Here is a 23,738-nt window from a genome sequence, read left to right on the forward strand (position 1 = left end):
CGGCAAAACCCTTATCTATCAAGGCTTTGAATAGCATAGACATTGGATCATCTTCAAGGAAATAGGGTAAAACCCTTTCATACCCTTGCACCGCTATCAGGGAAAATGTATCATTGCTCCCCCTGCTCCCCCTGCTCCCCCTGCTCCCCCTGCTCCCCCTGCTCCCTTCACCCACAACTTATGCAGCAAGCCCTAGTTAGGATGGTAATAAAAATGAGCTATCTCCTAGGGTTTGATTAATGACGACTACATCAGTTTCCAGATATGTCACTCGTAATCCAGACATTTTAAGCGGTGAACCGATTATCATCGGGACGCGCATATCGGTGCGAGTCATTGTCGGCTTATGGCGATTGGGTACTCCTCCTGAAGAAATTCCGGCTCAGTATCCCCAGCTTACCCTGGCTCAAGTCTTTGATGCCCTGAGCTTCTATTTAGATAACCAGACTGAAATCAATGAGTATATTGAGCGAAATCGAATCCCAGACGATCTGATTCATCCCGCAGTTCGCAAAGCCTTAGAAGCGGAATGAAAATCTTTGCGTCACTCTACACAGATGAGGATATTGCTAATTTGGTTGCCACTCTTCTCAGAGCTAGAGGTTTGGATGTCCTAACAACTCTTGATGCTGGGATTGCGGGTTGCTCTGATCAGCAACAATTGGCTTATGCTGCGGCACAAGAGCGATGTCTATTGACTCACAATCGAGTGGATTATGAAAGATTGCACCTGAGCTACATCGAAATCGGACAACAGCATTCAGGCATCATTGTCACACCTCAAAATAATGCTTATGAGATTGCTAAACGAGTCGGTATCATTCTGAATACTCTGACAGCCGATGAGGTTTTTAACCAGCTTTTGTATGTGTAACAATTACCAGAAATTTTGCACAGATGAAGCTGGATAGCCAATAGGATTGGATGCTGACCTTGATTAGGGTTAGTTTTGCGTGCCAATACAGCACGGTAGAGATCCCCCCAAACCCCCCTTTTTAAGGGGGGCTTACTTTGGGTTCATGTCAACGAGAGTAGGTTGGGTTGATGTCCTGTCCCCAACAAGCACGGGTTAGCTTTTGGATATTATCTGCTATCCCTAAAAACAGCAAAGGCTCAATCAGGATAAAACCAACCCCTCAACCAAAGGTTGTACCGTTCCACCCCCACATACTACCCTTGGCATCAGCGAACTCAATATAAATTCGCTTAATCGGGACACCCAGCTTTTCACTAATCACCTGGCAAAAGTCTTGACTCATTGCCTGGGTTTGGGCTGGACTCATCGTGCCAATACTTTTGACTTCTATGTAGCAGGTTGGTTCAACAGTACCGCCAAAGGTCATGGATACACCCTCTTCAAATGCCGTCATCACATAAGATTCAGGCTTGCCTACATGCTGGGCTAGCTTAGCGGAAAGGATTTTTAGCAACCCTTCCACTAGGGTAGGTTCTAGATTCGTGACAGATGATTGAACTTTAATCAGAGGCATTATGTTTAGTCTTGCAACTTCATCAAAACCATTTGGGATAGGGGGTCAGTCTCTAGCCACCATATTGCCAACCGGTGCTTTCGAGTGAAAGCGGCTCTCCTTCCCGGTGGACACCTGCGGCAATCACTTCACCCACATAAACACTGTGATCCCCCTTTTCCACCGCATCGATTACTTTACATTCGATGTAACCGAGGGAGTCAGAAATAATCGGACAGCCGGTGGCTTCTCCTTCATAAAATTCCACATCCTCGAACTTATTCCCAACCCGGCTTTGGGGTTTAAAGAATTTCGCCGCCATGTTTTTTTGTCCACTGTCTAGGAAGCTGATGCTGAACACCCCACTTTTTTTCAGCATTTCGTGAGATCCCGTCTCTTTCTTAATACAATTGACCACCAGTGGCGGTTCAAAGGAAGACTGCATCAGCCAACTTACGGTGAAACCGTTTAAGTTATCACCCTCTTTGACGCCGCAGATATATAAACCATGGGGAATCTTACGCAGCATCGTTTTTTTCGCTTGTTCGTCTAGCAAGGCATCCTCTCCCTAAATTGCACAGATCTGGCATTCAGTGTACCAAGAGGTCAGGGATTTTGGGTGCAGGGGAGAGTTTTGACCCTTCACTTTGTTCGACGGAACATGGTTTGTAGGGGCGGGTTTTACTACTATCGTTTCTTTTTGACCCCGATGTGACTAAACCCGCCCTGACCCCCCTCTTTCCAGACGTTCCGAGGACGCCAGGTTTTGCGAACTCGACCTAGAATCCCTTTGTGTGAGAAATTCTGCTTAAACTTCTTAAATTCACCCGCATCTAACCAGACGCCGTGACAGTGGGGGCATTTTTCATACCAGATACTATACCTGTCAATATCAATCATGCGAAACATCGTCGCGCCACAGCGAGGACAGTCCACATCGTCATCCACTTGATCAAATTGATGTCCCATTTCTGGATTTCCAATGTCCAAACTCTCGGAGTCTTTAATCCGCTTGAGTTTTTCAGCTTCCAGAGAATCAAACCAAATCCCTTTGCAGTTACAGCAGCGATCGACTTCTATGCCACCATGGGTGATAGACTCTAAGCTTTCACCACATTTAGGACAGACGGTTGGCTTCATAGTTGACTGGGGAACAGAGAAAAGGCAATACAATCACTATACTCGCAGGGAATTCTAATGGGAGCAGGTCAATCTAATCTCCTCTTCTCCTGCAAGGGCGGGTTTAGTCAAGTTAGGGTGTCTCCAGAACGTTATCGGTAAAACCCGCCCCTACAACCCTGCTCCCTGAATCCCCTGTGCAGCCTATCTCCCCTCACGGCGAAAGAGGTGGGAGTGCTCCGGGTGATAGAGACGGGAACGTGTCCCTGTCTTAGTATCTTGGCTAGATATTGCCTCTGGTAAAGACCAAGGTGTTCTCAAGGCGGGACTGATAATATAAAGTGTTGTCCGAATTAGATTTTCCTGGTGAGTCAGTGCTGCCATTTGTTCTAGAGGGACAAGCCAGATTTTTTCATCCGACCAACCAATGCGGAAACAGATAGCAACCGGGGTATTGGCTGGATAATGCTGGAGGAGTTTGGCTTGGGCGGCTTCTACATGACGAGCGCTTAGATAAAGACAGAGGCTGGCTTGATGCGCGGCTAGGGATGCTAATTCTTCCGGCTCGGGTACGGCTGATGCTCGACCACTAATGCGTGTCAGGATAATGGTTTGTACCACGTCCGGTACTGTGAGTTCAACCCCTAGTTTAGCCGCAGCCGCTTGGTAAGCACTAATCCCAGGAATCACTTCAAAGGGAATTTCCGCTTCGGTAAGGGCTTGCATTTGCTCGTGAATGGCGCTGTATAGACTCAGATCACCCGAATGCAGACGAACGACTGATTTTTGCGATCGCACTCGTTCGATCATCAGGGGTAAGATGTCTTCTAGGATTTTATTCCCAGTTCGGATAATTTCTGCATCAGGACGGGTTTCCTGCAAAATTTGTGATGGCACTAAGGAGTCGGCAAATAAAATAACATCTGCTTTTTGCAGAATTTTCACCGCTTTAACGGTTAATAACTCCGGATCTCCAGGACCGGCACCAATGATGTAGACGGTTGGGGCTAGGGAAGGGAGAGGGTTTTGAAGTTGAGTAGAGTCAGAGGTTTGATACATATAAATTTCCGGAGCAAGTTCATGGAGATAGGAAATAAGAAATGGTAGATGCACCCTGGTTTAGTCCTAGAGATTTTTTCTCTGGGACTTTTATTTTTAGGCAACCTTTCCGGAGCAAGTTCATGGGGATAGGAAATAAGAAGTGGTAGATGCACCCTGATTCAGTCCTAGAGATTTTTTCTCTGGGACTTTTATTTTTTTAGGCAATTAGTCCGGATTGGGTTCATGGGGATAGGAAGAAAGAAATGGTAGATGCACCCTGGTTCAGTCCTAGAGATTTTTTCTCTGGGGCTTTTGTTTTTTTAAGGGATTAGTCCGGATTGGGTTCATTAGGATAGGAAGAAAGAAATGGTAGATGCACCCTGGTTCAGTCCTAGAGATTTTTTTCTCTGGGGCTTTTTTTTAGGCAATTAGTCCGGATTGGGTTCATTAGAATAGGAAGAAAGAAATGGTAGATGCACCCTGGTTCAGTCCTAGAGATTTTTTCTCTGGGGCTTTTATTATGTGTCATTGGTCATTTGTCAAATTATAAAGTTTAAACTCAAATCTTACACCATCCTCTAAAAAATTTTTTAATAGATTTTGCATTTTTTCCGGGCGTAAGCATTCATCCGTGTCAACTTAAGCCACAACCCTTGCCAATTATTATTTCGAGCAGTTCGACACAAACTGGGGCGCGAAGCTTGCTCCCTCTGCTCCCCCTGCTTCCCCTGCTTCCCCTGCTCCCTCTGCTCCCTCTGCTTCCCCTGCTCCCTCTACTCCCCCTGCTCCCCCTGCTTTTAGCGTTAAGTTGACACCAATGACCCCTGTGTTAGTCAGAAACTGTATCCCACTGCTGATTTTCCGGTGGTACAACATCGGGTAGAGGACGACGGAACCAATAGAGCCATGCTAAACCTGCCAATCCTAAGAGAATTGACACTAAACTTACTATTTGGGCAATGCGTAAAGGTCCCACCATGAGGCTATCCGTTCGCAATCCTTCAATCCAAATGCGACCTGCACTATAACCCACCAGATAGATGAGCGCCAATGTTCCCACTTTCAGGTGCGGTTTCCGTTTCAAATCCCGAAAGAATAAGGTGATCATTATCACAAAAATCAATACATTCCACAACGACTCATAAAGAAACGTGGGATGGAAATACTCATAATTCATGTACCCTGGAGGGCGCTGTTGGGGAGGAATATAAAGTTTCCACGGCAAATTTGTGGGACTACCAAAGGCTTCTGAATTAAAGAAATTTCCCCAACGTCCAATAGATTGCCCCAAAATCAGCGAAGGAACAACCACATCGGCTAATAACCAAACCGATAGTTTCTGAACACGGGCAAAAATGATCGTGGCGACAAGTCCCCCCAAAATGGCACCGTGAATCGCGATACCGCCTTTCCAAATTGCAATAATATCTTCCGGGCGTTGGGCGTATTGTTCCCACTCAAACAAGACATAGTAAAGTCTGGCACAGGGAATTGCCGCAATCACTAGCCAGATTGCCAAATCAGCGATCGCGTTTGGGTCAATATTACGACGTTTGGCTAAATATTGGGACAAACTGACTCCAATTAATACGGCTGAAGCAATTAATAAACCGTACCACCTGATAGTCAGTGGTCCTAGCTTCACCAGAATCGGTCCTGGAGAGGCAAGTTGAAACCCCAGGATCACAGAAGGTATGGCTTGCAGCATTTGGGTATAGCGGAGAGTGAATTAAAAATAGTCAATGTATTCGCGTGAGTTCCCAGGCTCAACTCTACCATCCCATTGTTCCGGCTCCACCTTTGAATGGTCCGACAATATCCTTGGTGATCCATCCCCCGTAGAAGTCCCCGGGTTGGGATTGAACTAACTCATCATCGACATAGCAGGCGTCCATTTTACTGGCATAAAAGCTAAAATGGTCTTTGATTGAGGAAAACTCTGGGGTTGGTTCAGGATAATACCAGCCAGCATTAGCAGCCCGCTTGTCACCCACCACAACGTCGGCGTATCCAGCCATTCCCTTCCATTCGCAAAAACTTTTACGCTCTGTCTTAGGAAGGTGTTCTAGCTTGATGTCTTCCGGTGGGATGTAATAGCTAGGAGGATGGCTCGTTTCCAATACCCGTTTTGCCCGTCGGGTGTCTGCGATCGCAATCCCGTTAAAGATTACCCGAATATGCTTTGTTGTCTCCTCTAGGCGTGGAGGACGTGGGTAATCCCAGACAGATTCTTGACCAGGTTCTGGAGTAATACGATTGGGTTTCACGGTTTAGCTGTGTTCTCTAATCAGACGGTAGATTCGATTCTGTTGGCTTATGTGTTGCTAATGTTACCAGTTTTTCGGAAAATTTTCTAATCAATACTCAATCTTATCCATTTTGGGCAGTTTCATACTCTGGCAAGTAATCGACACAATGGCGTTGACCAATATTTCCATCACTCAAAGACTTAAACAAATCCTAACTTTTTCGATGTCTGTCATATCTCCAATTAATCGCTGTAAAGGAGGAGGCAGTTCTTTAATCAGAGTTGGCACAGCAAAAATCTGCTCTTTCTCTAAACGTTCTGGATTTTCATAGATGTCAATCACTTCCAGTTCATAACGTCCTTTCAAGTATTTTTCACAGATAATTTTTATGTTTTTAACAGCTTGGATGGACTTGAAATTATTCTGAGCAATATACAAACGTAAAACATAAGTTTCTACCTCCAGATTTTCCAGCGCCTCGAAACTTGATTGAGAGTTGTCAATGAACTCCAGCGGATTCTCGTTTTTTTCAAAATTATTCATTACGCTCTGTTTTACCTCCCGATAATACCAATCTAGTCATTGTACCGTGACTTCCTCAAAAGCTCGCTACAATACGCTCCATTTTTTTATTCCGGATTACGCATTACGTATATTCATTCATTCCTATTCTCAAGTCTCTCTAGAATCAGAATGACGTAGCTGTGCCCGTCTTTGGCGATCCTTTATCAGTGTATTCTCCCGCAACTTCTCTTGCTGAATCATTTGTTCGATTTCTTCTTTTTGAGTTTCAAATTCAGCTTGCAAGGCTTGAATCTGAACCTCCATAATCTGGCGTTTGCGTTCGATTTCATGCTGCTTACGTTCAATGGCTTGTCGGCGAATCAATGCTTCTGCCTTTTCTTGCGCTTCTTGTATGGTTCGTGCGGTTCCCGCCATGACACCACCGACTCCTAAATACACATCAACCAATTGCACTCCCGTATCTGTCAAACGGAATTCACGGACTTGATGAGAATGTTTCATCCCACGAGATTTCAGGACATAAAGTAAGCGATTGCGTTCGCCGCCACTTTCTTCATCCCGCAACAACAACCACGTATCCATTAACGAGGAAATGCCCAGATCTGTCTGTTCCTGGGGATTGCCGCCTAAATTAAGATGGGTCAAAACTGTGGTAATTTGGTGCGTTTTAAAGAAATCAATCAGACGCATCATAAATGATTTCACTTGCATAGAGTTGCCGATATCCGTCAGATTTGATATGGGATCGATGATGACAACAGTGGGTTTAAAATCATTGACAAAATGATGAATTTTGACTAAATGCGTCTCTAACCCATAAAAGGTGGGACGCATCGCTTTAATTTTCAATAAACCCTTATATACAGATGGCTCCAAATCAATGCCAATTGATCGCATATTGCGGATAATCTGACTAGCCGATTCCTCGAAGGCAAAGTAGAGACATTGTTCTCCTCGCAAGCAAGTTGCCTGAGCGAAATGGGCGCAAAGCGAACTCTTTCCTGTTCCCGCTGTACCGGAAATCAAAATACTGCTCCCACGAAAATATCCTGCACCTCCCAGCATGGTATCTAAGCGATCAACACCGGTGGATATCCGCTCATTGGATACCTGATAATCTAGCCCCACAGAGGTAAGGGGTAATACCGAAATGCCGTCTTCTTCAATTAAGAAGGGATATTCATTTGTCCCGTGTCTGGAACCGCGATATTTGACAACATGTAACCGTCGTGTTGCCAGTTCATTGATAATCCGTTGATTGAGGAAGATGACACAATCAGAAACGTATTCTTCTAAACTTTGACGGGTAAGGGTATTTTGACCACTTTCACCCGTAATAATCGCCGTCACTCCTTTTTCCTTAAGCCAAAGAAACAGTCGCCGCAATTCAGAACGCACGATCGCATTATTTTGCAATCCGGCAAACAAAGCCTCTAAGCTGTCTAAGGCAACTCGCTTGGCGTTAATTGAGTCTATGGCATAGCCGAGACGAATAAATAAGGCTTCGAGATCATATTCACCTGTTTCCTGAATCTGAGTGCGATCAATATGCACATAATGAATCGCTAGCTTCTTTTGATCGGCTAATGCTGGTAAATCCCAACCGAGGGAGGCGACATTCTGCGTCAGTTCCTCTGGCGACTCTTCAAAGGACATGAAAACACCCGGTTCCTCGTACTCCATGGCGCCGCGTACCAGAAATTCCATTGCCATGAGTGTCTTACCACAGCCTGCTTGACCGCAAACTAATGTGGGACGCCCTTGAGGTAATCCGCCATTGGTAATTTCATCAAGTCCTTGGATACCAGTTGGACATTTGATCAGTTTGGCTTTTTTTGTCATTCGTCTTCTGTCATTCGTCTTATGTCATAATCAAGGGAGTGAGAAGCAAGTTACGTCATTGGGAAGGGTTTAAGCAAGATTTACATCAATTAATATAGTAGGATTTATTTTCACCAACCTAACTTAGAGAGAATTTGGCTATCTTTTGATTAGAGCAATAATTGAGTCAATTTATGCTTTAGATTTATTCTTTATTGATTGTATCTCGACGGTTCCCCACTCCAACTCCTACTGAGGCGGTAGAATCAGATCTAAACCCGACTGCTTCACTCTCATTTCTATTCCCGCTAATGTTCTTGACAAAATAAACAATCTGTGGAATCAAAGAATCATCAGACTTATGATTTATCCCGTCACCCCGTCCCCCCATTCTCCCGTCTCCCCAGAAAATCTTCAGCAAGATGTAACCAATACACCCCTATTAGGGGCAAGTTTCGCTGAGTTAACCCAGTGGGTACAACAGCAAGGACAACCCGCCTATCGGGGGCGTCAGCTTCATAACTGGATTTATCAAAAAGGGGCGCGATCGCTAAGTGAGATTTCGGTCTTTTCCAAGTCATGGCGAGAGGCTTTAGTTGATGTCCCCATTGGTCGCTCTACTTTACATTATCGCTCTCAGGCTCCCGATCGCACGGTTAAATATTTGCTGAGGTTGGCAGATGGTAATATTATCGAAACAGTGGGGATTCCCACCGCTAATCGGTTAACGGTTTGTGTCTCCTCCCAAGTCGGTTGTCCCATGGCGTGTGACTTTTGTGCGACGGGGAAAGGCGGATTTACCCGGAATCTCCAACGTCATGAGATTGTTGATCAAGTTTTGACGGTTCAGGAAGATTTTGGGCAACGGGTGAGTAATGTTGTATTTATGGGTATGGGAGAACCCTTACTCAATTTAGAGGCGGTTCTCGCTGCGGTGCAATCCCTCAATCAGGATATTGGCATCGGCATGCGATCGCTAACTATCTCCACCGTAGGCATTCGCGATCGCATCCGTCAACTGGCAGAGCATAAACTGCAACTGACATTTGCCGTCAGTCTCCACGCTTCTAATCAGCAACTGCGCGAACAACTGATTCCCAGTGCTAAACACTATCCTTTAGCCGATTTACTACAGGAATGTCGGGATTATGTCAAGATAACCGGACGCCGAGTCACCTTTGAATATATCCTATTGGCAGGACTCAATGACCAGCCCGAACATGGAATAGAATTAGCTCAACACCTACGTGGGTTTCAGAGTCACGTTAATTTGATTCCCTACAATCCCATCAGCGAAGTGGATTATCAGCGTCCTAGTCCCCGCCGGATTCAAGCCCTCCTTGATACCTTAGAACAGCATAACATTGCCGTCAGCGTGCGTCGTCCTCGCGGTTTAGAAAAAGACGCCGCCTGTGGACAATTAAGGGCTTCGACGGTTTAACTCTCCCCTCTGGGTGAGTGTAAGTACCTGGACATAAATTAATTTTTTTAACTAGGATTCGTTGCCAATTTAAATCCCAGGGCTTTTTTCCTCATCGTCTGGAAAATATTGTAGAAGCCATTAGCACGAGAGGGGGTTAAGCTGACATTTAACCCCGTTTCTTGGATAAACTCTGGGGAAACGTTGATAATTTCATCTGGGGGAAGTCCATTCAACCCTTCAATCAACAGCGCGACTAGCCCTTTGACTAACTGGGCATCTGAATCCCCTTGATACCATACCTTTCCATCTTCTAGGTTGGCACTGATGTAAACCTGAGAGACGCAGCCTTGTACTTTATTTTCCGGCGTTTTGTCCGCTTCTGACATATCCTGAAGCTTCTTGGCATACAACAGAAGCTGTTCATACCGTTGTTTAGGATTCGTTCGTCGCTTAAATCGCTGCACAATTTTGGCGAGGGAATCGGGTAAAGGGGTTGAGGTTGATGACATACCCAGCATTCGGTGACCTACTGTTCACATTTATCCTAACAAGACTTATGTGATTATACTCAGGCAACACATACAACAGACACGCCATGGCACCTCTGTAACACTCACAACTCCGTCAGGGCGGGTTTAGTCCAGTTTCCGTTATTCTAGATGACTTAACCGCGAGTGGTATTCCAAAGCAAATTGTGGACAATCTCTACTGGCTGGATCAGATTCAACCATCACAACGTTCCCTTGTGGGAGAGAAAGCCTTCGGCTTGAGTCAACTGTGGCAACAAGGTTATCCGGTTATTCCTGGTTTTGTCATTCCAGCGATCGCGTTTTGGCAAGTAATCGCTTCTTTAAGTCAATCTGAACCGTTGTTAGCCGATTTACCTCAATCCTCGTTATACGTGAATGTTGATAATCCCCGTCAGTTGCAACAGGTTGCCCAACATATTCACCAAGTGATTACCTCTGCCACAGTACCAGAAGGTTGGCGATCGCAGATTCTCGATGGGGTTGAAACTCTAGACGCCCCAGCCCTGATTTTACAGCCATCTGTGTCATTTGCCGATGTGCGATCGCACCTTCAGATGTCCACCCATCAGGTTAACCGCGAGGATTGGGTAGAGTCTGCGCCAATTCCAGAACTTTTGGCATCTCATTATTGCCGCAAACACCCGGATGCTCTGCTCCATACCTTAAAGCAGGTGTGGGCAGAACTGTTTCGAGCCAAAAGCCTATTTTACTGCCAACGTGTTGGGATTGGACTCGATCAGATTAATTTAGCGGTTCTGGTACAACCGATCTATGAAACCGTTGCTTCTGGTGTCCTCCAAGCGCAATCCGATATCTGGCAAATCCAAGCCACCTGGGGACTGGGTATGGCGATTACTCAGGGCAAAGTATTACCAGATACCTATCAAATCGCAACTCCTACCCATCACGTTCTGCTCGCGTTACGGGGAAATAAAACCCTAGCTTATTATATTAACCCCAAACCGACAGGACATGCCGTGCAAGCTTATCCCCTCACTCAAGGAGAACAGCAGCAGTTTGTTTTGGACGATAACGCTTGGCAACAGATTATGGCGTTATCCGGAAAACTGCAAACGCAATTCAATCCCCCCTTTTCTTTTGACTGGACTCTTTGTAAAATTCCCAACACTCCAGAATCTCAACTGTACGTGACTCAATTTCGCCCTCAGTCTGTTTCTTCCTCTCAACCCTTCCTATCCCAACCTCAGCCACTGCGAGGATTACCGGCGGCGTCTGGACAAGTAACAGCCGTGGCACAAGTGATGGTTGGGGAGGAGCCAGATTGGCAGGCTATCCCCCCGGATCGGATTTTAGTGACTCAAACGATTGCTCCTGATTGGTTACCGATGTTAAAACAAGCCGCCGGTGTGGTAACGGAACAGGGGGGAATGACGAGTCATGGGGCAATTGTGGCTAGGGAATTGGGGATTCCGGCGGTGGTTAGTGTTCCTGGGATTACCCAATTGGTAAAAACTGGGGAGGTACTGTTGGTGGATGGCGATCGCGGCGAAATTCAACGTTTAGCCAGGGATGCCGCAGAACAGGTAGAAGCAGCCGATGTCACGTCTCAGCAGCGGAAAAATCTTGCTGATGCTCCATCACAGAGGGAGTATAACCGATTTCCCATTGCCACTCAATTGTTGGTGAATCTTAGCCAAACTCAATCTCTGGAAAGAATTCGGGATTTACCGATTGATGGGATTGGCTTATTGCGATCGGAATTGATGATTTTGGAGGTGTTGGATAATCAACCCCCTCAGGAATGGTTGCGACAAGGGCGGAAACAGGAGTTAGTTACCCGCCTTGCCCAATTGATCAGGGAGTTTGCGGCGGCGTTGATGCCACGATCTGTATTTTACCGCTCTCTGGATTGGGGTGAAGCGGAATTGATCCATGGGGATAAGTCGGATATGACGGGTTCGACGTTACCCGTGGTGAATGGGATGTTGGGGCGACGGGGGACTTATCGTTATTTACATGATCCGACGAGTTTTGATTTGGAACTGGCGGCGTTACATCAACTTTATGCTCAAGGGTATAGTAATGTTCAGTTAATGTTGCCTTTTGTGCGAACCGTTGAAGAGTTTACCTTTTGTCGCCGTCGGGTTGAACAAGCGGGATTAATGGATAATCCTCAGTTTCAACTTTGGATTATGGCAGAAGTGCCATCGGTACTGTTTTTACTTCCGGATTATGTTAAGGCGGGTGTGCAGGGAATCTCGATTGGTACGAATGATCTGACACAATTGTTATTAGCCGCCGATCGCAATTTGGGGGAGTTGGGTTCGAGTTTAGATGGACGTCATCCCGCTGTCATGGGAGCGATTAAGCAATTGATTGATATGGCAAAGGTGGCGGGTATTCCTTGTGCAATATGTGGTCAAGCCCCAGCCCAGTATCCGGAATTAGTTACATCTTTGGTGGAATGGGGAATTCAGTCTATTTCTGTGGATGTGAATGATGTCGAAGCGACTTATCACGCGATCGCTCGCGCAGAACAACGGTTACTTTTAGCCGCTGCACGGCGCTCTTTAAATGGGTAATGCGACCTTTCAAATAACTACAGGTCTGATAGACGAATTCTATAACTTCATACATTATATCCGAAAAAAATATATTCATCCCTTGACTTTTGTTGACTTTTCAGGTATTTTTATATCATGGGAAAATGTGCGCTCCTATAAACCCCTTAACGACGTTCAAGGTCAAGAAAAAACGCTCCTTAATCAGGCAGTATTCAAGACAGTGCCAATGCCCTTCTTAAAGCCAAACTCAAAGGTGGGTGTGAAAAAGCGATTGCCATTGCCTGGTATAGCAGTAGACACATCGATTAGGACTTTCCTTTCCTGTTGTAGAGACGTTGCATGCAACGTCTCTACTAAATGATGCGTCCTAACCGCTATGGCGATTGCTATAATTGATATTTAAGAATATGGTTATTAGTTATTCAATATCGATTTTACGAGGGGGTGTCACGGTTTCATCTTTGAGGGTTTTTTGACCCGTTTTGGCATAAAATTTATATTGTTCAAGAATAATTCTTGCCAGTTCAGATAGAGGAATTTCGTGTCCCGCCAGCTTACGTTTCAGGTAATATTTAAGAGACTCGATATAAGCTAAACCCAGTGCCAACGTTAGCGCGGCGGCGGTGGAGGCGGAGATTGCACCCCCCACAATTGTCCCAGCACCGGGTATCATTTTAAGTAAGTTCGCCGCGATCGCTCTGCCAACGGTTGCCACGCCGCCAACCCCGACAATCGTCGAGAGTACGGTGCTGGTAAAGGCGCGATCAAAGGGTAAGCCAAAGATAGCCGTGATATTCGCCAGCATCACAGTTTGCATGGCAACTAATATCGGTGCATCAGAAAAGGGAATCGGAGATGCACCGATTAATGCAGAACCCGCTACATATCCACTCACATATTTAAACGCCTCACTGGATTTTAAGGTAATATTGCGCGTCTGTTCTCTGAGGAAAGCCTTGCGGGCTTCGGTAGACAGAAGGTTAGCCGTTACCTCAACCAGATGATCTAAACCATGGACTTTAATCGTATAATCATCATCGATGGGTTTAGGCTCAGCGAGAACCGCAACAACCTGACAAACAGGTAAATTTTTACTATCCAAGAAGACTTGAAACTCACTGCGCTTTCGGGTTAAAGTTTGGGTTAAGACTAAAATAATTGGTACATCTTGTAGATTTAGCCTATTCAGCCATTCTTCCTCAACTTGATCAAACCGTCCCGCCTCATGTTCTAAACAGTACCAAATTACATGAATATGTTCTTTAGCAGCTTGTAGTCTTTGGGTTTCAATGAGTTCTGCTACATCTAAGCGCACCTGTTGAATCTGTTCAGGATTGAGTTCGAGTCCGGGTGTATCATAAACCGTAATCGGACAGCCTTTTTTCCGGTAGCGTCGGATGGTTTGGGTAACCGGGTAGCCAACCCCGGTTTCTGCTAAACGAGATTGGAAAATAGCATTAATCAGTGTACTTTTGCCCACACCCGTTTTGCCAATTACCAATACATTACACTCTCCCGTGTCCTTTCCGGCATCTTCGTAGGCTTCGCTCATTTTATCCAAAAGCTGATCAACTGAAAAATCCTCTGCCATTCCCAGTTATTCCTTGGTCGTTGTCTGGGATAGAACGACGCTATCCACTGCTTTATTAGTGTATCAAGTCCTGCGATCGCGCTTTATCTTTATCTACAATAGGGCTTACGGATAGGGAGAGGATACCTGATGACAACGGTAACAGCCAAAACTAAAATTACCTGGGAGAAGCTACCCGATGATTTCCCCTTACCGGATGAACCAGTGGATAATATTGATCAGCCTGCATTAGCCGCCGCGTTGAGCGACAGTTTAGAAGTGACGGGGCGATTGCGAGAAACTATGCTTGTCGCCACTAATTACGGTGTCTGCGCTCGGTTAGATGGCAAGATTGTGGTTAAAGCTCCCGATTGGATGTATATCCCTCGGATTGAAGTGTCGCAAGAATTTGTGCGTCGTAGTTATACGCCTCACCTGCAAGGGGATATTCCAGGGATTGTGATCGAGTTTCTCTCAGATACAGAAGGCGGTGAATATTCCATCAAACCTACCTATCCTCCAGGAAAATGGTATTTTTATGAGCAAGTGTTGCGAGTCCCCCAGTATGGGATTTTTGAACCCCAACAAGGGGTGCTAGAAGTTTATCAGCTCAACGATTCTGGGCGTTATATCTTGCAACAACCCCAAGAGAATCGCTACTGGATAGATACACTCGGTTTATTTTTAGGTGTGTGGGAAGGAACCAAGGGAAACCGCCAAGGGTATTGGTTGCGGTGGTGGGATGAATCTGGGCAACTTTTACCCTGGGGAGTAGAATTAGTGGAGCAGGAACGACAACGTGCACAACAGGAACGACAACGTGCTGAACAAGAACGACAACGTGCTGAACAAGAACGACAACGCGCACAACAGGAACAGCAACGAGTTCAATCTTTGATAGCCCAGTTAAGAGCGGCTGGAATTGAACCAGAGGCGTGAGCAGTTATAGCAATCGCCATAGCGGTTAGGACGCATCATTTGGTAGAGACGTTGCATGCAACGTCTCTACAACGGTTCGGAAAGTCCTAATCGATGTGTCTACTGTTATATTTAACCCTTTCCATCTCCTTCACCGCAGGTCCGTGGAGAATTTGTCCATCACAGCTAAAACGGGAACCGTGACAGGGACAATCCCAACTCTTCTCAGCGCTATTCCAGTTAACAATACAGCCTAAGTGAGGGCAAACGGCAGAAACTGCATGAATGGAACCCTTTTCATCCCGGTAAGCGGCGACTTTGTTCCCATCAAGGGTGAGCAGTTTCCCTTCCCCTTTAGTCACATCAGCGAAAGAGGAGTCATCTAATCCCTTAAAGCGATCGGCAATCCAATGCTTACCCACATCGAGGTTCTCTTTGATCGAGGTTTCCGAGATAAAGGGAGTGGCGCGAGTGGCGTCATAAAGATTTGCCCAGGGATTGGATTGTCCTAAAATCAGATCAGACAGGATCATCCCCGATAGGGTACTCTTAGTCATACCCCAGAGACTAAATCCCGTGGCGACGTAAATATGATTGTTTACCGGGGTCAATTTGCCAATGTAGGGTAATTTATCAAAAGATACCATATCCTGGGTTGACCAGCGATACTCGAAGGTATCAATACCAAAATAGGTGCGACCATAGTCTTCTAAACGCAAATATCGTTCCTCTGTCTGGCTGACTGTACCCGTTTTATGACTCTCACCACCAATCAGTAAGAGTACACCATTATTGTAGGGCGTCGTCCGCAGCGATCGATAATGCTCACCGACACCAATAAACATCCCATCGGGTGCTTTGGCTGGATCAATTGGCGCGGCGACAATATAAGAACGTTTCGGATAAGCTTTAGCAAAAAACAGTCCCTGATCCAGAATGGGTAAATTTGTCGTGACAATAACATCTTTGGCTTTAAGTACCCCCCGAGTCGTTTTAACTTGACAAGGGCTATCTTCATCAACGCCTTCAACTCGCGTATCATCAAATAAATAGCTACCATTACCCGGAATCGTTCTAGCCAGATGGAGCAAATATTTCCGGGCGTGAAACTGAGCTTGATTTTCAAATTTAACCGCTCCCGCAATCGGAAAGGGGAGTGAGGTATCTTTCACAAAAGAAGCAGGAAGTCCCAATTTTACCGCCGCTTCCACTTCGGCTTCAATTTTACTCAAATTTTCTGGAGAATCGGCAAAAGTGTAGGCACTTTGACGGCTAAAATCACAATCAATCTGTTCCTCTTGAACCAGTTGAGCCACCTGCTCAATCGCCGCCTGGTTAGACTCTCCATAAAGGCGAGCTTTGTCTTCCCCGAATTGCTGAATTAGATCGGCATAGATTAACTGGTGCAGCGATGTTATCTTTGCCGTTGTATGACCACTCACCCCCATTGCCACTCGTTGAGATTCAATCACGGCAACGGTTTTACCCGCGCGTTTTAAGAGTGTTGCAGCGGTTAATCCAGCCATTCCCCCACCAACAATCGCCACATCGACGACTAGATTATTGATAAAGGGAGAAAATGTAGAGGTTGGGGTTGAATCAATCCAAAATGAAGTGGGTTTTCCAGCAATTAAAGTCATGGGTTTATAAAATTATGCGGTATTGTCCTACTGTAATTGAGGACTAGGATTAGCCTTCATCTATCTGCGGGTGGAAGAAAAGACAATTGATGTTTTTCTCCTGTAATAGCTTAGAGAGCAAGCAACACGCGCCAGTTTGTGTCGAACTGCTCAAAACAATAATTAGCAATGGTTGTGGCATAATAATTCATGGCTTATCGACCATTCAACTGACCAACCTACTCCACTAAATCATGGAAATTTTGAGCATTCTCCTATCAGGGTTACTCACGCTGGTTTCCCCTCCGGGTTTAATTATCGATCGCGTGGTGGAAAATGTCCTGAGTTCTCAATTTGAGAAAGTCGAACAGCTCGATGTTCGGATTGACAATACACCGAATTACCGAGCTTTGCAAGGGAAACTCGAACAAGTCCGTATCGCCGGTCGAGGGTTATGGTTGACGCCAGAAATTCGGATTGATGCTCTGGAGGTAGAAACTGATCCGATTAATCTGGATATAAAACGTTTAAGACAGGAGGGTCAATCCTCTCCCTTAGCATCATTGCGTCAACCGTTACAAGCAGGGGTGCGTTTGGTTTTCACCGAATCAGATCTCAACCAGATGCTTCAGTCTGCGCCAGTGGCGGCAAAATTGCAACAACTGGGTAGTCGTCTATCGGGAGATACCGCACAGCGTTACCAGTTTCTCAATCCTCAATTAGAGTTGCTGGGAAATAATCGCCTGCGTTTCCAAGTGGATGCGGTGGAAGGGAATCGTCAATCCCTAGCCATCGTTGTGGAATCCGGATTGGGGATTGAAGCCGGAAATCGTTTGCAACTGATTGAACCAAAGGTTAGTGTAGATGGTCAAGCGCTTCCGTCTCGTTTGGTTGAAGGGTTCGCCAGGAGATTAAGCGAAAGCGTCAATCTCCGTAGCTTGGAAGATGCTGGTATTACCGTCAGACTCTTACAATTAGAAATAGATAATCAGGATCTACAGGTAGCAGCATTTGTGCGAGCTGATGTACCACCAGGGGACTAGTGCAGCGCGGCGGAAGTCCTTGAGCAGCTTTGTCTATGCTGTTAAAGCAGGGGGAGCAATGTAGAGACGTAGCATGCTACGTCTGGGAGCAGGGGGAGCAGTTAACTGTTCAGTTATTTCTGCCTTCTTGCACTAGACCTTCACCTCAGATATTTCCCACACGTTCTGTAGGGGCGGGTTTTAGGGATAACGTTTTGGAGATAAGCCCTAACTGAACTAAACCCGCCCTTGTTAAGGAAACAGAGGGAACATTGTCAGTGAAACAATATCAGATGTTTTCTTAATCCTACACAATGTTACACGATTAGAAAGGTAATAAGTATGCAAAATCCACAAGACACAGGTCGTATTCCCACAAGTTTGGTTGCTGGTGTTTCCGTCGTCATGTTAGCCGCCGCTGCTGGAGGCGCTTGGTGGGCGCGGAACACGATTACCGGCTCACCCCCCCAATCCGAAGTTCCTACCCTCTCCCAATCGCCCCAAGACACACCGCCAGCGACAGAACAAAAGGTTCAAGTGTATTGGGTTGATGATGTCAATAATCAAATTGAACTGGTTCCCAGTTCCATCACTGTCGAAAATGTGGATAACCCCTCTGAAGCGTTAGAGATGGCATTCGAGCAATTATTGGCAGGACCTGAGGAGGAAGCGATCGCATCAGCAATTCCCGAAGAAACTCAGCTACGGAATCTGTCTGTCAAATCTGACGGAGTGCATCTGGATCTATCTGTTGACTTTACCACAGGGGGTGGCAGTGCTTCCATGCAAAGCCGCCTCGGACAAATTATCTACACAGCCACCAGTTTAGATCCGGATGCTCAGGTCTGGATTGATGTGGGAGGAAAACCGCTAGAAGTCTTAGGAGGTGAAGGGTTGATCGTCGATCAACCGATGACTCGCCAAGACTTTGAGACAAACTTTCCACTCTAAATAGTCGGAGAGAATTGAAGTTGACGGCGGGGTTCGTCATTTATTGGTTAAGCTGAAGTTCCGAAAATGCTATACCAGGGAGAAGTCAACCTTTATTGGTTAAGCTGAAGTTCCGAAAATGGCGAGCTTGCTGTTCGATGCGGGTAGCGAGGCGATCGCATACTAAATTACATAGCTCAAAAATCAGCTCATCTTCCACCTTATAGTAGGCAGATGTGCCTTCAGTGCGGCGGCTGAGTATTCCCGCCTGAAGCATCACTTTTAGGTGCTTAGAGACATTTGCCTGACTCGTTTCTGTAGCTTCTACCAATTCTTGGACACATTTTTCACCTTCGCGGAGTAAATTCAGCAGGCGCAGGCGCATGGGCTCGCTTAAAATACTAAAATACTCAGAAACTTGTTGGACGACCTCTTGGGGGACAGTTTTTAGTCTTGGCATCGGTCTAACCCGAAATTAGGTGATCATCAAATTTTAGCCTATTTTTTGTCAATTTATAACAATATAGTAATCATCACTCCTCCTCATTTACCCTGGATTAATCCTCATTAACGGTTGACCATATTCAATCGGATCGCCATTTTCGACCAAAATTTCCATCACTTGTCCTGATATCTCGGCTTCGAGTTCATTCATCAGCTTCATCGCTTCAATTATACAGATCGTTTGACCGACGCGAACCCGATCGCCAACTTCGACATAAGGAGCATCATCTGGCGATGGTGCCCGATAAAATGTGCCAACCATGGGCGACTTCACCTCTTCCCATTGTGACTCTACTTTTGGAGACGGTGTAGCTGAAGCTGTTGCTGGGAACCCAGACGGTGCTGCCTCGGGTATAGGAGCGGGGGGCGTTGGGGGAGCGACTCCAGCCACAGCCGTTCCCAAGCTGGAAGCCACGGCGGGATCTGTTCGACTCACCGTCGAGTCGATAGGAGGGCTGACGGACGAGCCTTTGCGTACCGTCAGTTCAAAATCAGCACTTTTTAACGTTACTTCCGCAATATCAGTTTGAGCGATCGCGGTTAGCAGTTCACGGATTTGGTTGAAGTCTAGTGGCACAACTAAATTTAGAGAGTAGGAATTCTAAAAAAGATTCACGCTTGTTTGTTTTACATGATCAAAAAAGCAGGATTGACAGGATTTGAGCGGGGCTTTCATGGGTGTTTGGTATCCGCCTTATATTGCGGTTCAACCAGCCAAAACCCCACCCATTGAAACCCAACACCCGATAATACTGTTGATTGATTGGTTGCGATCCATTTACTCACGACCGAGATACGAATCGTTACGAGTATCGATTTTAATCCGCTCGCCTACGGAAATAAATAGCGGTACCATCACTTGCGCTCCTGTAGAAACCGTAGCCGGTTTAGTGCCACCTGTCGCGGTATCACCTTTGACACCCGGATCAGTCTCCACAACTTCGAGCACCACGGAGTTTGGCAACTCCACTTCTAGCACTTGGTCATTCCAAGTCACCACATTGACTTCCATCCCTTCGGTGAGATACTTGACGCGATCGCCAATTTGGTCTTCATTGAGACGATTTTCCTCAAAGGTTTCCATATCCATGAAGACAAATTGGTCAGCCTCTTTGTAGGTATACTGCATGGTGCGTTTTTCCAGGGTAGCCTGGGGCACTGTTTCCGCCGCCCTAAAAGTTTTTTCCATCACATTCCCGGTTTGGACATTTTTCAGCTTGGTGCGGACAAACGCCGAACCTTTTCCGGGCTTAACGTGGAGAAACTCCACCACCCGCCACACCGCTCCTTCCAACTCAATCGTGACACCCGTGCGAAAGTCATTACTTGAAATCATTAGTCCTCTTTCCCGCTCGATACTCCTGCTTACGCCTTTGATGGTTTCGCCGGAGAGGAAAGCGGGGCGGGGTATGCCGCTTTCCTATCAATAAACTAATCTACAGCTTCTAATTTCCCGAAAAAATACGGAAATTAGTTAGTCAGTGTAACGCAAGACCTCAGTGAACTACTACACCCATAACAATCGGCACTTCATTTTACCCTAGGCGTGTACAGGAGATATCGCAGTCGTGCAGTTTTGGCACGGACACCGCTTATGGCAATATGAAGAATGTCTGTTTCCATACTGTAAGTTAGCCTCAACCCTAATGGTATTCAGCCTTAGGCAATATGTTTATGCGACCTTTAAAAATTCTCAAGCTCGATTGGTGCCAACGCCTGATCAAAACCAGTTTTGTGGCGCTGCTACTGGTGACACTCTCCGTAGGTTTAAGCGGCGCCTGGTGGAGTTTTGGCAATGATCAACCTGTCCGAGAAAGTCGCTTGGCGCAAGGGAATGCGATTACAGATGGCAAAGCCCTGTTGCGGTATGCTCTGCCCATTGATAACCAAACGGTGCGGGATGTGCAAGCGAGTCTAGAAGATATTGCCACTCAGTTACGCGGAAAACGCTGGAGTCCGATTAATCGGGATATTACTCAAGCGGATGTCATTTTGAGCAATCGCCCAGAAAAAGTGCTGGCTGACATCCCAGAGGAGCAAAAACCGCAAGCTGAAGCGATCATTACTGCCATGAGAGATGATATCGTTTCACTCCGAGAAGCGGTTGAAGCCAAGGATAAAGAAGCCATCTGGATTGAGCGAGGCAAAATCCTTGACAAAGTGGGCGAACTCGAACAAATGATGGTCAAGGGATTTCCCTTTGAGGTTCCCTCAGAGTATAGTAATTTGCCTCAACTCAAAGGTCGCGCCACGGTAGAGATAGCGACGAATAAAGGTGATATAACCCTCGTCGTCGATGGTTATAGCGCCCCGGTTACGGCGGGTAACTTTGTTGATTTGGTGCAACGGGGTTTCTATGATGGTCTGGCAATTACTCGCACAGACGAGCTCTACGTCCAAACCGGTGATCCACCCGGACCTGAAGCTGGGTTTATTGAACCCAAAACAGGGGAATATCGGGCTATTCCCTTGGAGGTGTTAGTTAGGGGAGATGAGGAACCTATCTATGGTATGACCTTAGAACAGGCGGGGATCTACTTAGATGAACCCGTGCTTCCTTTCTCCGCTTACGGTGCTGTCGCCATGGCGCGTCCAGGAGATGACCCCAATGGCGGTTCTTCTCAGTTCTTTTTCTTTAAGTTTGATACTGAGTTAACCCCTCCCGGCTTTAATCTCATGGATGGGCGTTATGCTGTCTTTGGTTATGTTGTCGAGGGGAAAGATGTATTAGATAAGCTGGAACTTGGCGATATCATTGAGTCAGCTAAAGTCGTTCAGGGTGCTGATAATTTAGCTTAAATAGCAATTGATCCCACGCTCACCTTTCGAGTTGAGACGTGGGATTAATTGCAGGTTATCGGAGGTACTCCAGTTGTTCTGTGTTCCCCATTCCCTGTTCCTTGAATATGCCAATTATTGATTTGCTATTGGTCATCACTTTAGGTGTCTTAGGTATCTTGTTCCTGCAAAGAGCCACCCGCAGCCAACAAAATCAGCTAGAGGAAAGCTTTTATCAGTTATTAGAAGCTGAAAATAGCTGTATTTCTCTGATTCAGTTAGCTGCGGCGGCTAGAGTTGAACCCGAAATCGCACAGCAGTATTTGGAACACCAAGTTCAGGTGTTTAATGCTGTCCCAGAAGTTGATGCGGATGGAGATACCTACTATCGCTTTCCTAAATTGCATCGGCGCAATGAATGAATGATGAAACCAATAAATTGACAAATGACTAATGATGTGATTAGAGATATTGGAGAACAGGGTGTTTTAAAACGATTACAGCGCTTTTGTCCCTCAGATATTGTGGGTGATGATGCGGCGGTTATGCCAAGTCCAGAACCTGGGCAGTTATTAGTGGTGACAACGGATGTGTTGGTGGATGGAGTACATTTTAGCGATCGCACGACTTCGGCGGAAGATGTAGGTTGGCGTGGGGCGGCGGCGAATTTATCGGATTTAGCCGCAATGGGTTCATCGCCTCTGGGGATTACTGTTGGTTTGAGTCTTCCGGGTGATGTGGCGGTGAGTTGGGTTGAACGACTCTACCAAGGCATGTCTGAGTGTTTACAGTTGTATAATACGCCCATTGTCGGGGGTGATGTTTGTCATTCCCCGGTGATTACGGTGTCAATTACCGCATTCGGTCAAGTCTTACAAGAGCGCGTCATGCGTCGTTCTCAGGCTCAAGTCGGAGATGCAATCGTGGTGACGGGAGTGCATGGTGCAGCACGAGTCGGGTTGGAATTATTACTGAATCCAGAATTCGGTAAAGACTTGAGTGAAAAAGAGCGATCGCGTCTCATCCAAGCCCACCAACGCCCTCAGCCGAGGTTCGATATCTTACCCCAACTCTGGGAAATTTTAGCCTCCCAATCCCAAATCCCCCTAACAGCAATGGATAGCAGCGATGGACTTGCCGATGCGATCGCCCAAATCTGTCGCGCGAGTGGAGTGGGGGCTCTGGTGGAACGGGATGCTATTCCCATCCCCTCAGTATTGCCTGAGCTGGCTTCTCCTGAACAAGTCTGGGATTGGGTTTTGTATGGGGGTGAAGACTTTGAACTGGTTTTATGTCTACCTCAACCCTTGGCGCAGGAATTGGTCAAGAAATTGCCAGCCGGATCAGCAATTATTGGTTACATTACATCCGGTACGGAGGTTTGTCTCACAGATAGCACGGGAATTTATGCGGATGAATTATTAACCCTGAGTCGGGGATTTCAGCATTTTTGAAAGAAATCTAGACAATTCACTTAGTTTTTGATAGTATTATTTTATAATGGGAAACTGTGCGCTCATATAGACTCTTTGAGAAGGTTTTTGTAGAGAAAGTATTCACAAATTGACAATGGATAATGAACAATGGATAATGACCTCTCCTTAAAAGAAGAGGATTGAAATTAAGGAAAATCTTTTTTAATTTCTTCGTAAACGAAGAGGTCTTAGACCCAATTAATCAATTGTCAATTATCAA

25 protein-coding genes are annotated in these 23,738 nt (G+C 46.1%); 10 read left to right on the forward strand and 15 right to left on the reverse strand.

Features of this window, described 5'->3' with window-relative positions; all coding sequences use genetic code 11:
- Positions 1-239 precede the first annotated feature (239 nt).
- Positions 240-533 (forward strand): DUF433 domain-containing protein, encoded by a 294-nt coding sequence (locus RLO19_RS14615; RefSeq protein WP_446338772.1) that lies wholly within the window; start codon positions 240-242, stop codon positions 531-533.
- Positions 530-874: a DUF5615 family PIN-like protein gene (locus RLO19_RS14620; RefSeq protein WP_446357471.1), complete on the forward strand. Its 345-nt coding sequence runs from the start codon at positions 530-532 to the stop codon at positions 872-874. The genes RLO19_RS14615 and RLO19_RS14620 overlap by 4 nt, the downstream gene beginning before the upstream one ends.
- A 262-nt stretch (positions 875-1,136) precedes the next feature.
- On the opposite strand, the gene RLO19_RS14625 is transcribed toward RLO19_RS14620, so the two are convergent.
- From RLO19_RS14625 to kaiC, 8 genes are all read right to left on the reverse strand, one after another.
- Positions 1,137-1,490, reverse strand: coding sequence for a phenylpyruvate tautomerase MIF-related protein (locus tag RLO19_RS14625; RefSeq protein WP_446339031.1), 354 nt, complete (start codon positions 1,488-1,490; stop codon positions 1,137-1,139).
- A 52-nt stretch (positions 1,491-1,542) separates the two neighbouring features.
- On the reverse strand, positions 1,543-2,025 hold the full coding sequence (locus RLO19_RS14630) for a flavin reductase family protein (protein WP_446339030.1): 483 nt from the start codon (positions 2,023-2,025) through the stop codon (positions 1,543-1,545).
- A 131-nt stretch (positions 2,026-2,156) separates the two neighbouring features.
- The gene (locus RLO19_RS14635; RefSeq protein WP_446357473.1) at positions 2,157-2,609 is read right to left on the reverse strand and encodes a zf-TFIIB domain-containing protein; all 453 of its coding nucleotides are present in this window, start codon (positions 2,607-2,609) and stop codon (positions 2,157-2,159) included.
- Between the two features lie 183 nt (positions 2,610-2,792).
- Complete coding sequence (gene cobM / locus RLO19_RS14640; protein ID WP_446357515.1) at positions 2,793-3,647, reverse strand: precorrin-4 C(11)-methyltransferase; 855 nt, start codon at positions 3,645-3,647, stop codon at positions 2,793-2,795.
- 811 nt (positions 3,648-4,458) lie between these two features.
- A complete protein-coding gene (lgt, locus tag RLO19_RS14645) occupies positions 4,459-5,337 on the reverse strand; it encodes a prolipoprotein diacylglyceryl transferase (protein ID WP_446357475.1) in 879 nt (292 codons plus the stop codon).
- Positions 5,338-5,401: 64 nt separating this feature from the next.
- A complete protein-coding gene (locus tag RLO19_RS14650) occupies positions 5,402-5,896 on the reverse strand; it encodes a DUF427 domain-containing protein (RefSeq protein WP_446357477.1) in 495 nt (164 codons plus the stop codon).
- A gap of 174 nt (positions 5,897-6,070) precedes the next feature.
- Complete coding sequence (locus RLO19_RS14655) at positions 6,071-6,421, reverse strand: circadian clock KaiB family protein (RefSeq protein WP_446357479.1); 351 nt, start codon at positions 6,419-6,421, stop codon at positions 6,071-6,073.
- A gap of 129 nt (positions 6,422-6,550) precedes the next feature.
- Positions 6,551-8,245, reverse strand: coding sequence for a circadian clock protein KaiC (kaiC, locus tag RLO19_RS14660; RefSeq protein ID WP_446357481.1), 1,695 nt, complete (start codon positions 8,243-8,245; stop codon positions 6,551-6,553).
- 340 nt (positions 8,246-8,585) lie between these two features.
- Between kaiC and rlmN the strand changes: the two genes are divergently transcribed.
- Entirely contained in the window at positions 8,586-9,665 is a 1,080-nt protein-coding gene (gene rlmN, locus RLO19_RS14665; RefSeq protein ID WP_446357483.1) for a 23S rRNA (adenine(2503)-C(2))-methyltransferase RlmN, read from the forward strand.
- A 47-nt stretch (positions 9,666-9,712) separates the two neighbouring features.
- Here rlmN and RLO19_RS14670 read toward each other — a convergent pair whose 3' ends face one another.
- Positions 9,713-10,156 carry a SufE family protein gene (locus tag RLO19_RS14670; RefSeq protein WP_446357485.1) on the reverse strand — a complete coding sequence of 148 codons (444 nt, stop codon included), beginning with the start codon at positions 10,154-10,156 and terminating at the stop codon, positions 9,713-9,715.
- 185 nt (positions 10,157-10,341) lie between these two features.
- Here RLO19_RS14670 and RLO19_RS14675 point away from each other — a divergent pair, with 185 nt between their 5' ends.
- Positions 10,342-12,720 (forward strand): putative PEP-binding protein, encoded by a 2,379-nt coding sequence (locus RLO19_RS14675; RefSeq protein ID WP_446357487.1) that lies wholly within the window; start codon positions 10,342-10,344, stop codon positions 12,718-12,720.
- Positions 12,721-12,903: 183 nt separating this feature from the next.
- On the opposite strand, the gene RLO19_RS14680 is transcribed toward RLO19_RS14675, so the two are convergent.
- Together RLO19_RS14680 and RLO19_RS14685 are read right to left on the reverse strand one after the other, a co-directional pair.
- Entirely contained in the window at positions 12,904-13,047 is a 144-nt protein-coding gene (locus RLO19_RS14680; protein ID WP_446357489.1) for a hypothetical protein, read from the reverse strand.
- Between the two features lie 73 nt (positions 13,048-13,120).
- The gene (locus RLO19_RS14685; RefSeq protein WP_446357491.1) at positions 13,121-14,293 is read right to left on the reverse strand and encodes a GTPase; all 1,173 of its coding nucleotides are present in this window, start codon (positions 14,291-14,293) and stop codon (positions 13,121-13,123) included.
- A 129-nt stretch (positions 14,294-14,422) separates the two neighbouring features.
- Here RLO19_RS14685 and RLO19_RS14690 point away from each other — a divergent pair, with 129 nt between their 5' ends.
- Positions 14,423-15,211 (forward strand): Uma2 family endonuclease, encoded by a 789-nt coding sequence (locus RLO19_RS14690; protein ID WP_446357493.1) that lies wholly within the window; start codon positions 14,423-14,425, stop codon positions 15,209-15,211.
- 86 nt (positions 15,212-15,297) lie between these two features.
- Here the strand turns inward: RLO19_RS14690 and RLO19_RS14695 are convergent, their stop codons facing one another.
- Positions 15,298-16,830, reverse strand: a complete 1,533-nt coding sequence (locus tag RLO19_RS14695; protein WP_446357495.1) for an FAD-dependent oxidoreductase — start codon at positions 16,828-16,830, stop codon at positions 15,298-15,300.
- Between the two features lie 233 nt (positions 16,831-17,063).
- Between RLO19_RS14695 and RLO19_RS14700 the strand changes: the two genes are divergently transcribed.
- A complete protein-coding gene (locus tag RLO19_RS14700) occupies positions 17,064-17,852 on the forward strand; it encodes an LmeA family phospholipid-binding protein (RefSeq protein ID WP_446357496.1) in 789 nt (262 codons plus the stop codon).
- Positions 17,853-18,173: 321 nt separating this feature from the next.
- A complete protein-coding gene (locus RLO19_RS14705; protein WP_446357498.1) occupies positions 18,174-18,782 on the forward strand; it encodes a GerMN domain-containing protein in 609 nt (202 codons plus the stop codon).
- Between the two features lie 85 nt (positions 18,783-18,867).
- Here RLO19_RS14705 and RLO19_RS14710 read toward each other — a convergent pair whose 3' ends face one another.
- From RLO19_RS14710 to efp, 3 genes are all read right to left on the reverse strand, one after another.
- Positions 18,868-19,221 (reverse strand): ArsR/SmtB family transcription factor, encoded by a 354-nt coding sequence (locus RLO19_RS14710; protein ID WP_446357500.1) that lies wholly within the window; start codon positions 19,219-19,221, stop codon positions 18,868-18,870.
- A gap of 87 nt (positions 19,222-19,308) precedes the next feature.
- Positions 19,309-19,842 carry an acetyl-CoA carboxylase biotin carboxyl carrier protein gene (accB, locus tag RLO19_RS14715; RefSeq protein ID WP_446357502.1) on the reverse strand — a complete coding sequence of 178 codons (534 nt, stop codon included), beginning with the start codon at positions 19,840-19,842 and terminating at the stop codon, positions 19,309-19,311.
- Between the two features lie 201 nt (positions 19,843-20,043).
- A complete protein-coding gene (efp, locus tag RLO19_RS14720; RefSeq protein ID WP_446357504.1) occupies positions 20,044-20,601 on the reverse strand; it encodes an elongation factor P in 558 nt (185 codons plus the stop codon).
- Positions 20,602-20,939: 338 nt separating this feature from the next.
- On the opposite strand from efp, the gene RLO19_RS14725 reads away from it, so the two are divergent.
- The 3 genes from RLO19_RS14725 (at position 20,940) to thiL (ending at position 23,497) form a co-directional block, all read left to right on the forward strand.
- Entirely contained in the window at positions 20,940-22,064 is a 1,125-nt protein-coding gene (locus tag RLO19_RS14725) for a peptidylprolyl isomerase (RefSeq protein WP_446357506.1), read from the forward strand.
- A 107-nt stretch (positions 22,065-22,171) separates the two neighbouring features.
- Positions 22,172-22,465, forward strand: a complete 294-nt coding sequence (locus RLO19_RS14730; protein ID WP_446357507.1) for a hypothetical protein — start codon at positions 22,172-22,174, stop codon at positions 22,463-22,465.
- A gap of 24 nt (positions 22,466-22,489) precedes the next feature.
- The gene (thiL, locus tag RLO19_RS14735) at positions 22,490-23,497 is read left to right on the forward strand and encodes a thiamine-phosphate kinase (RefSeq protein ID WP_446357509.1); all 1,008 of its coding nucleotides are present in this window, start codon (positions 22,490-22,492) and stop codon (positions 23,495-23,497) included.
- Positions 23,498-23,738 lie beyond the last annotated feature (241 nt).

The organism is Coleofasciculus sp. G2-EDA-02, assembly GCF_040226375.1.
Lineage (GTDB): Bacteria > Cyanobacteriota > Cyanobacteriia > Cyanobacteriales > Coleofasciculaceae > Coleofasciculus.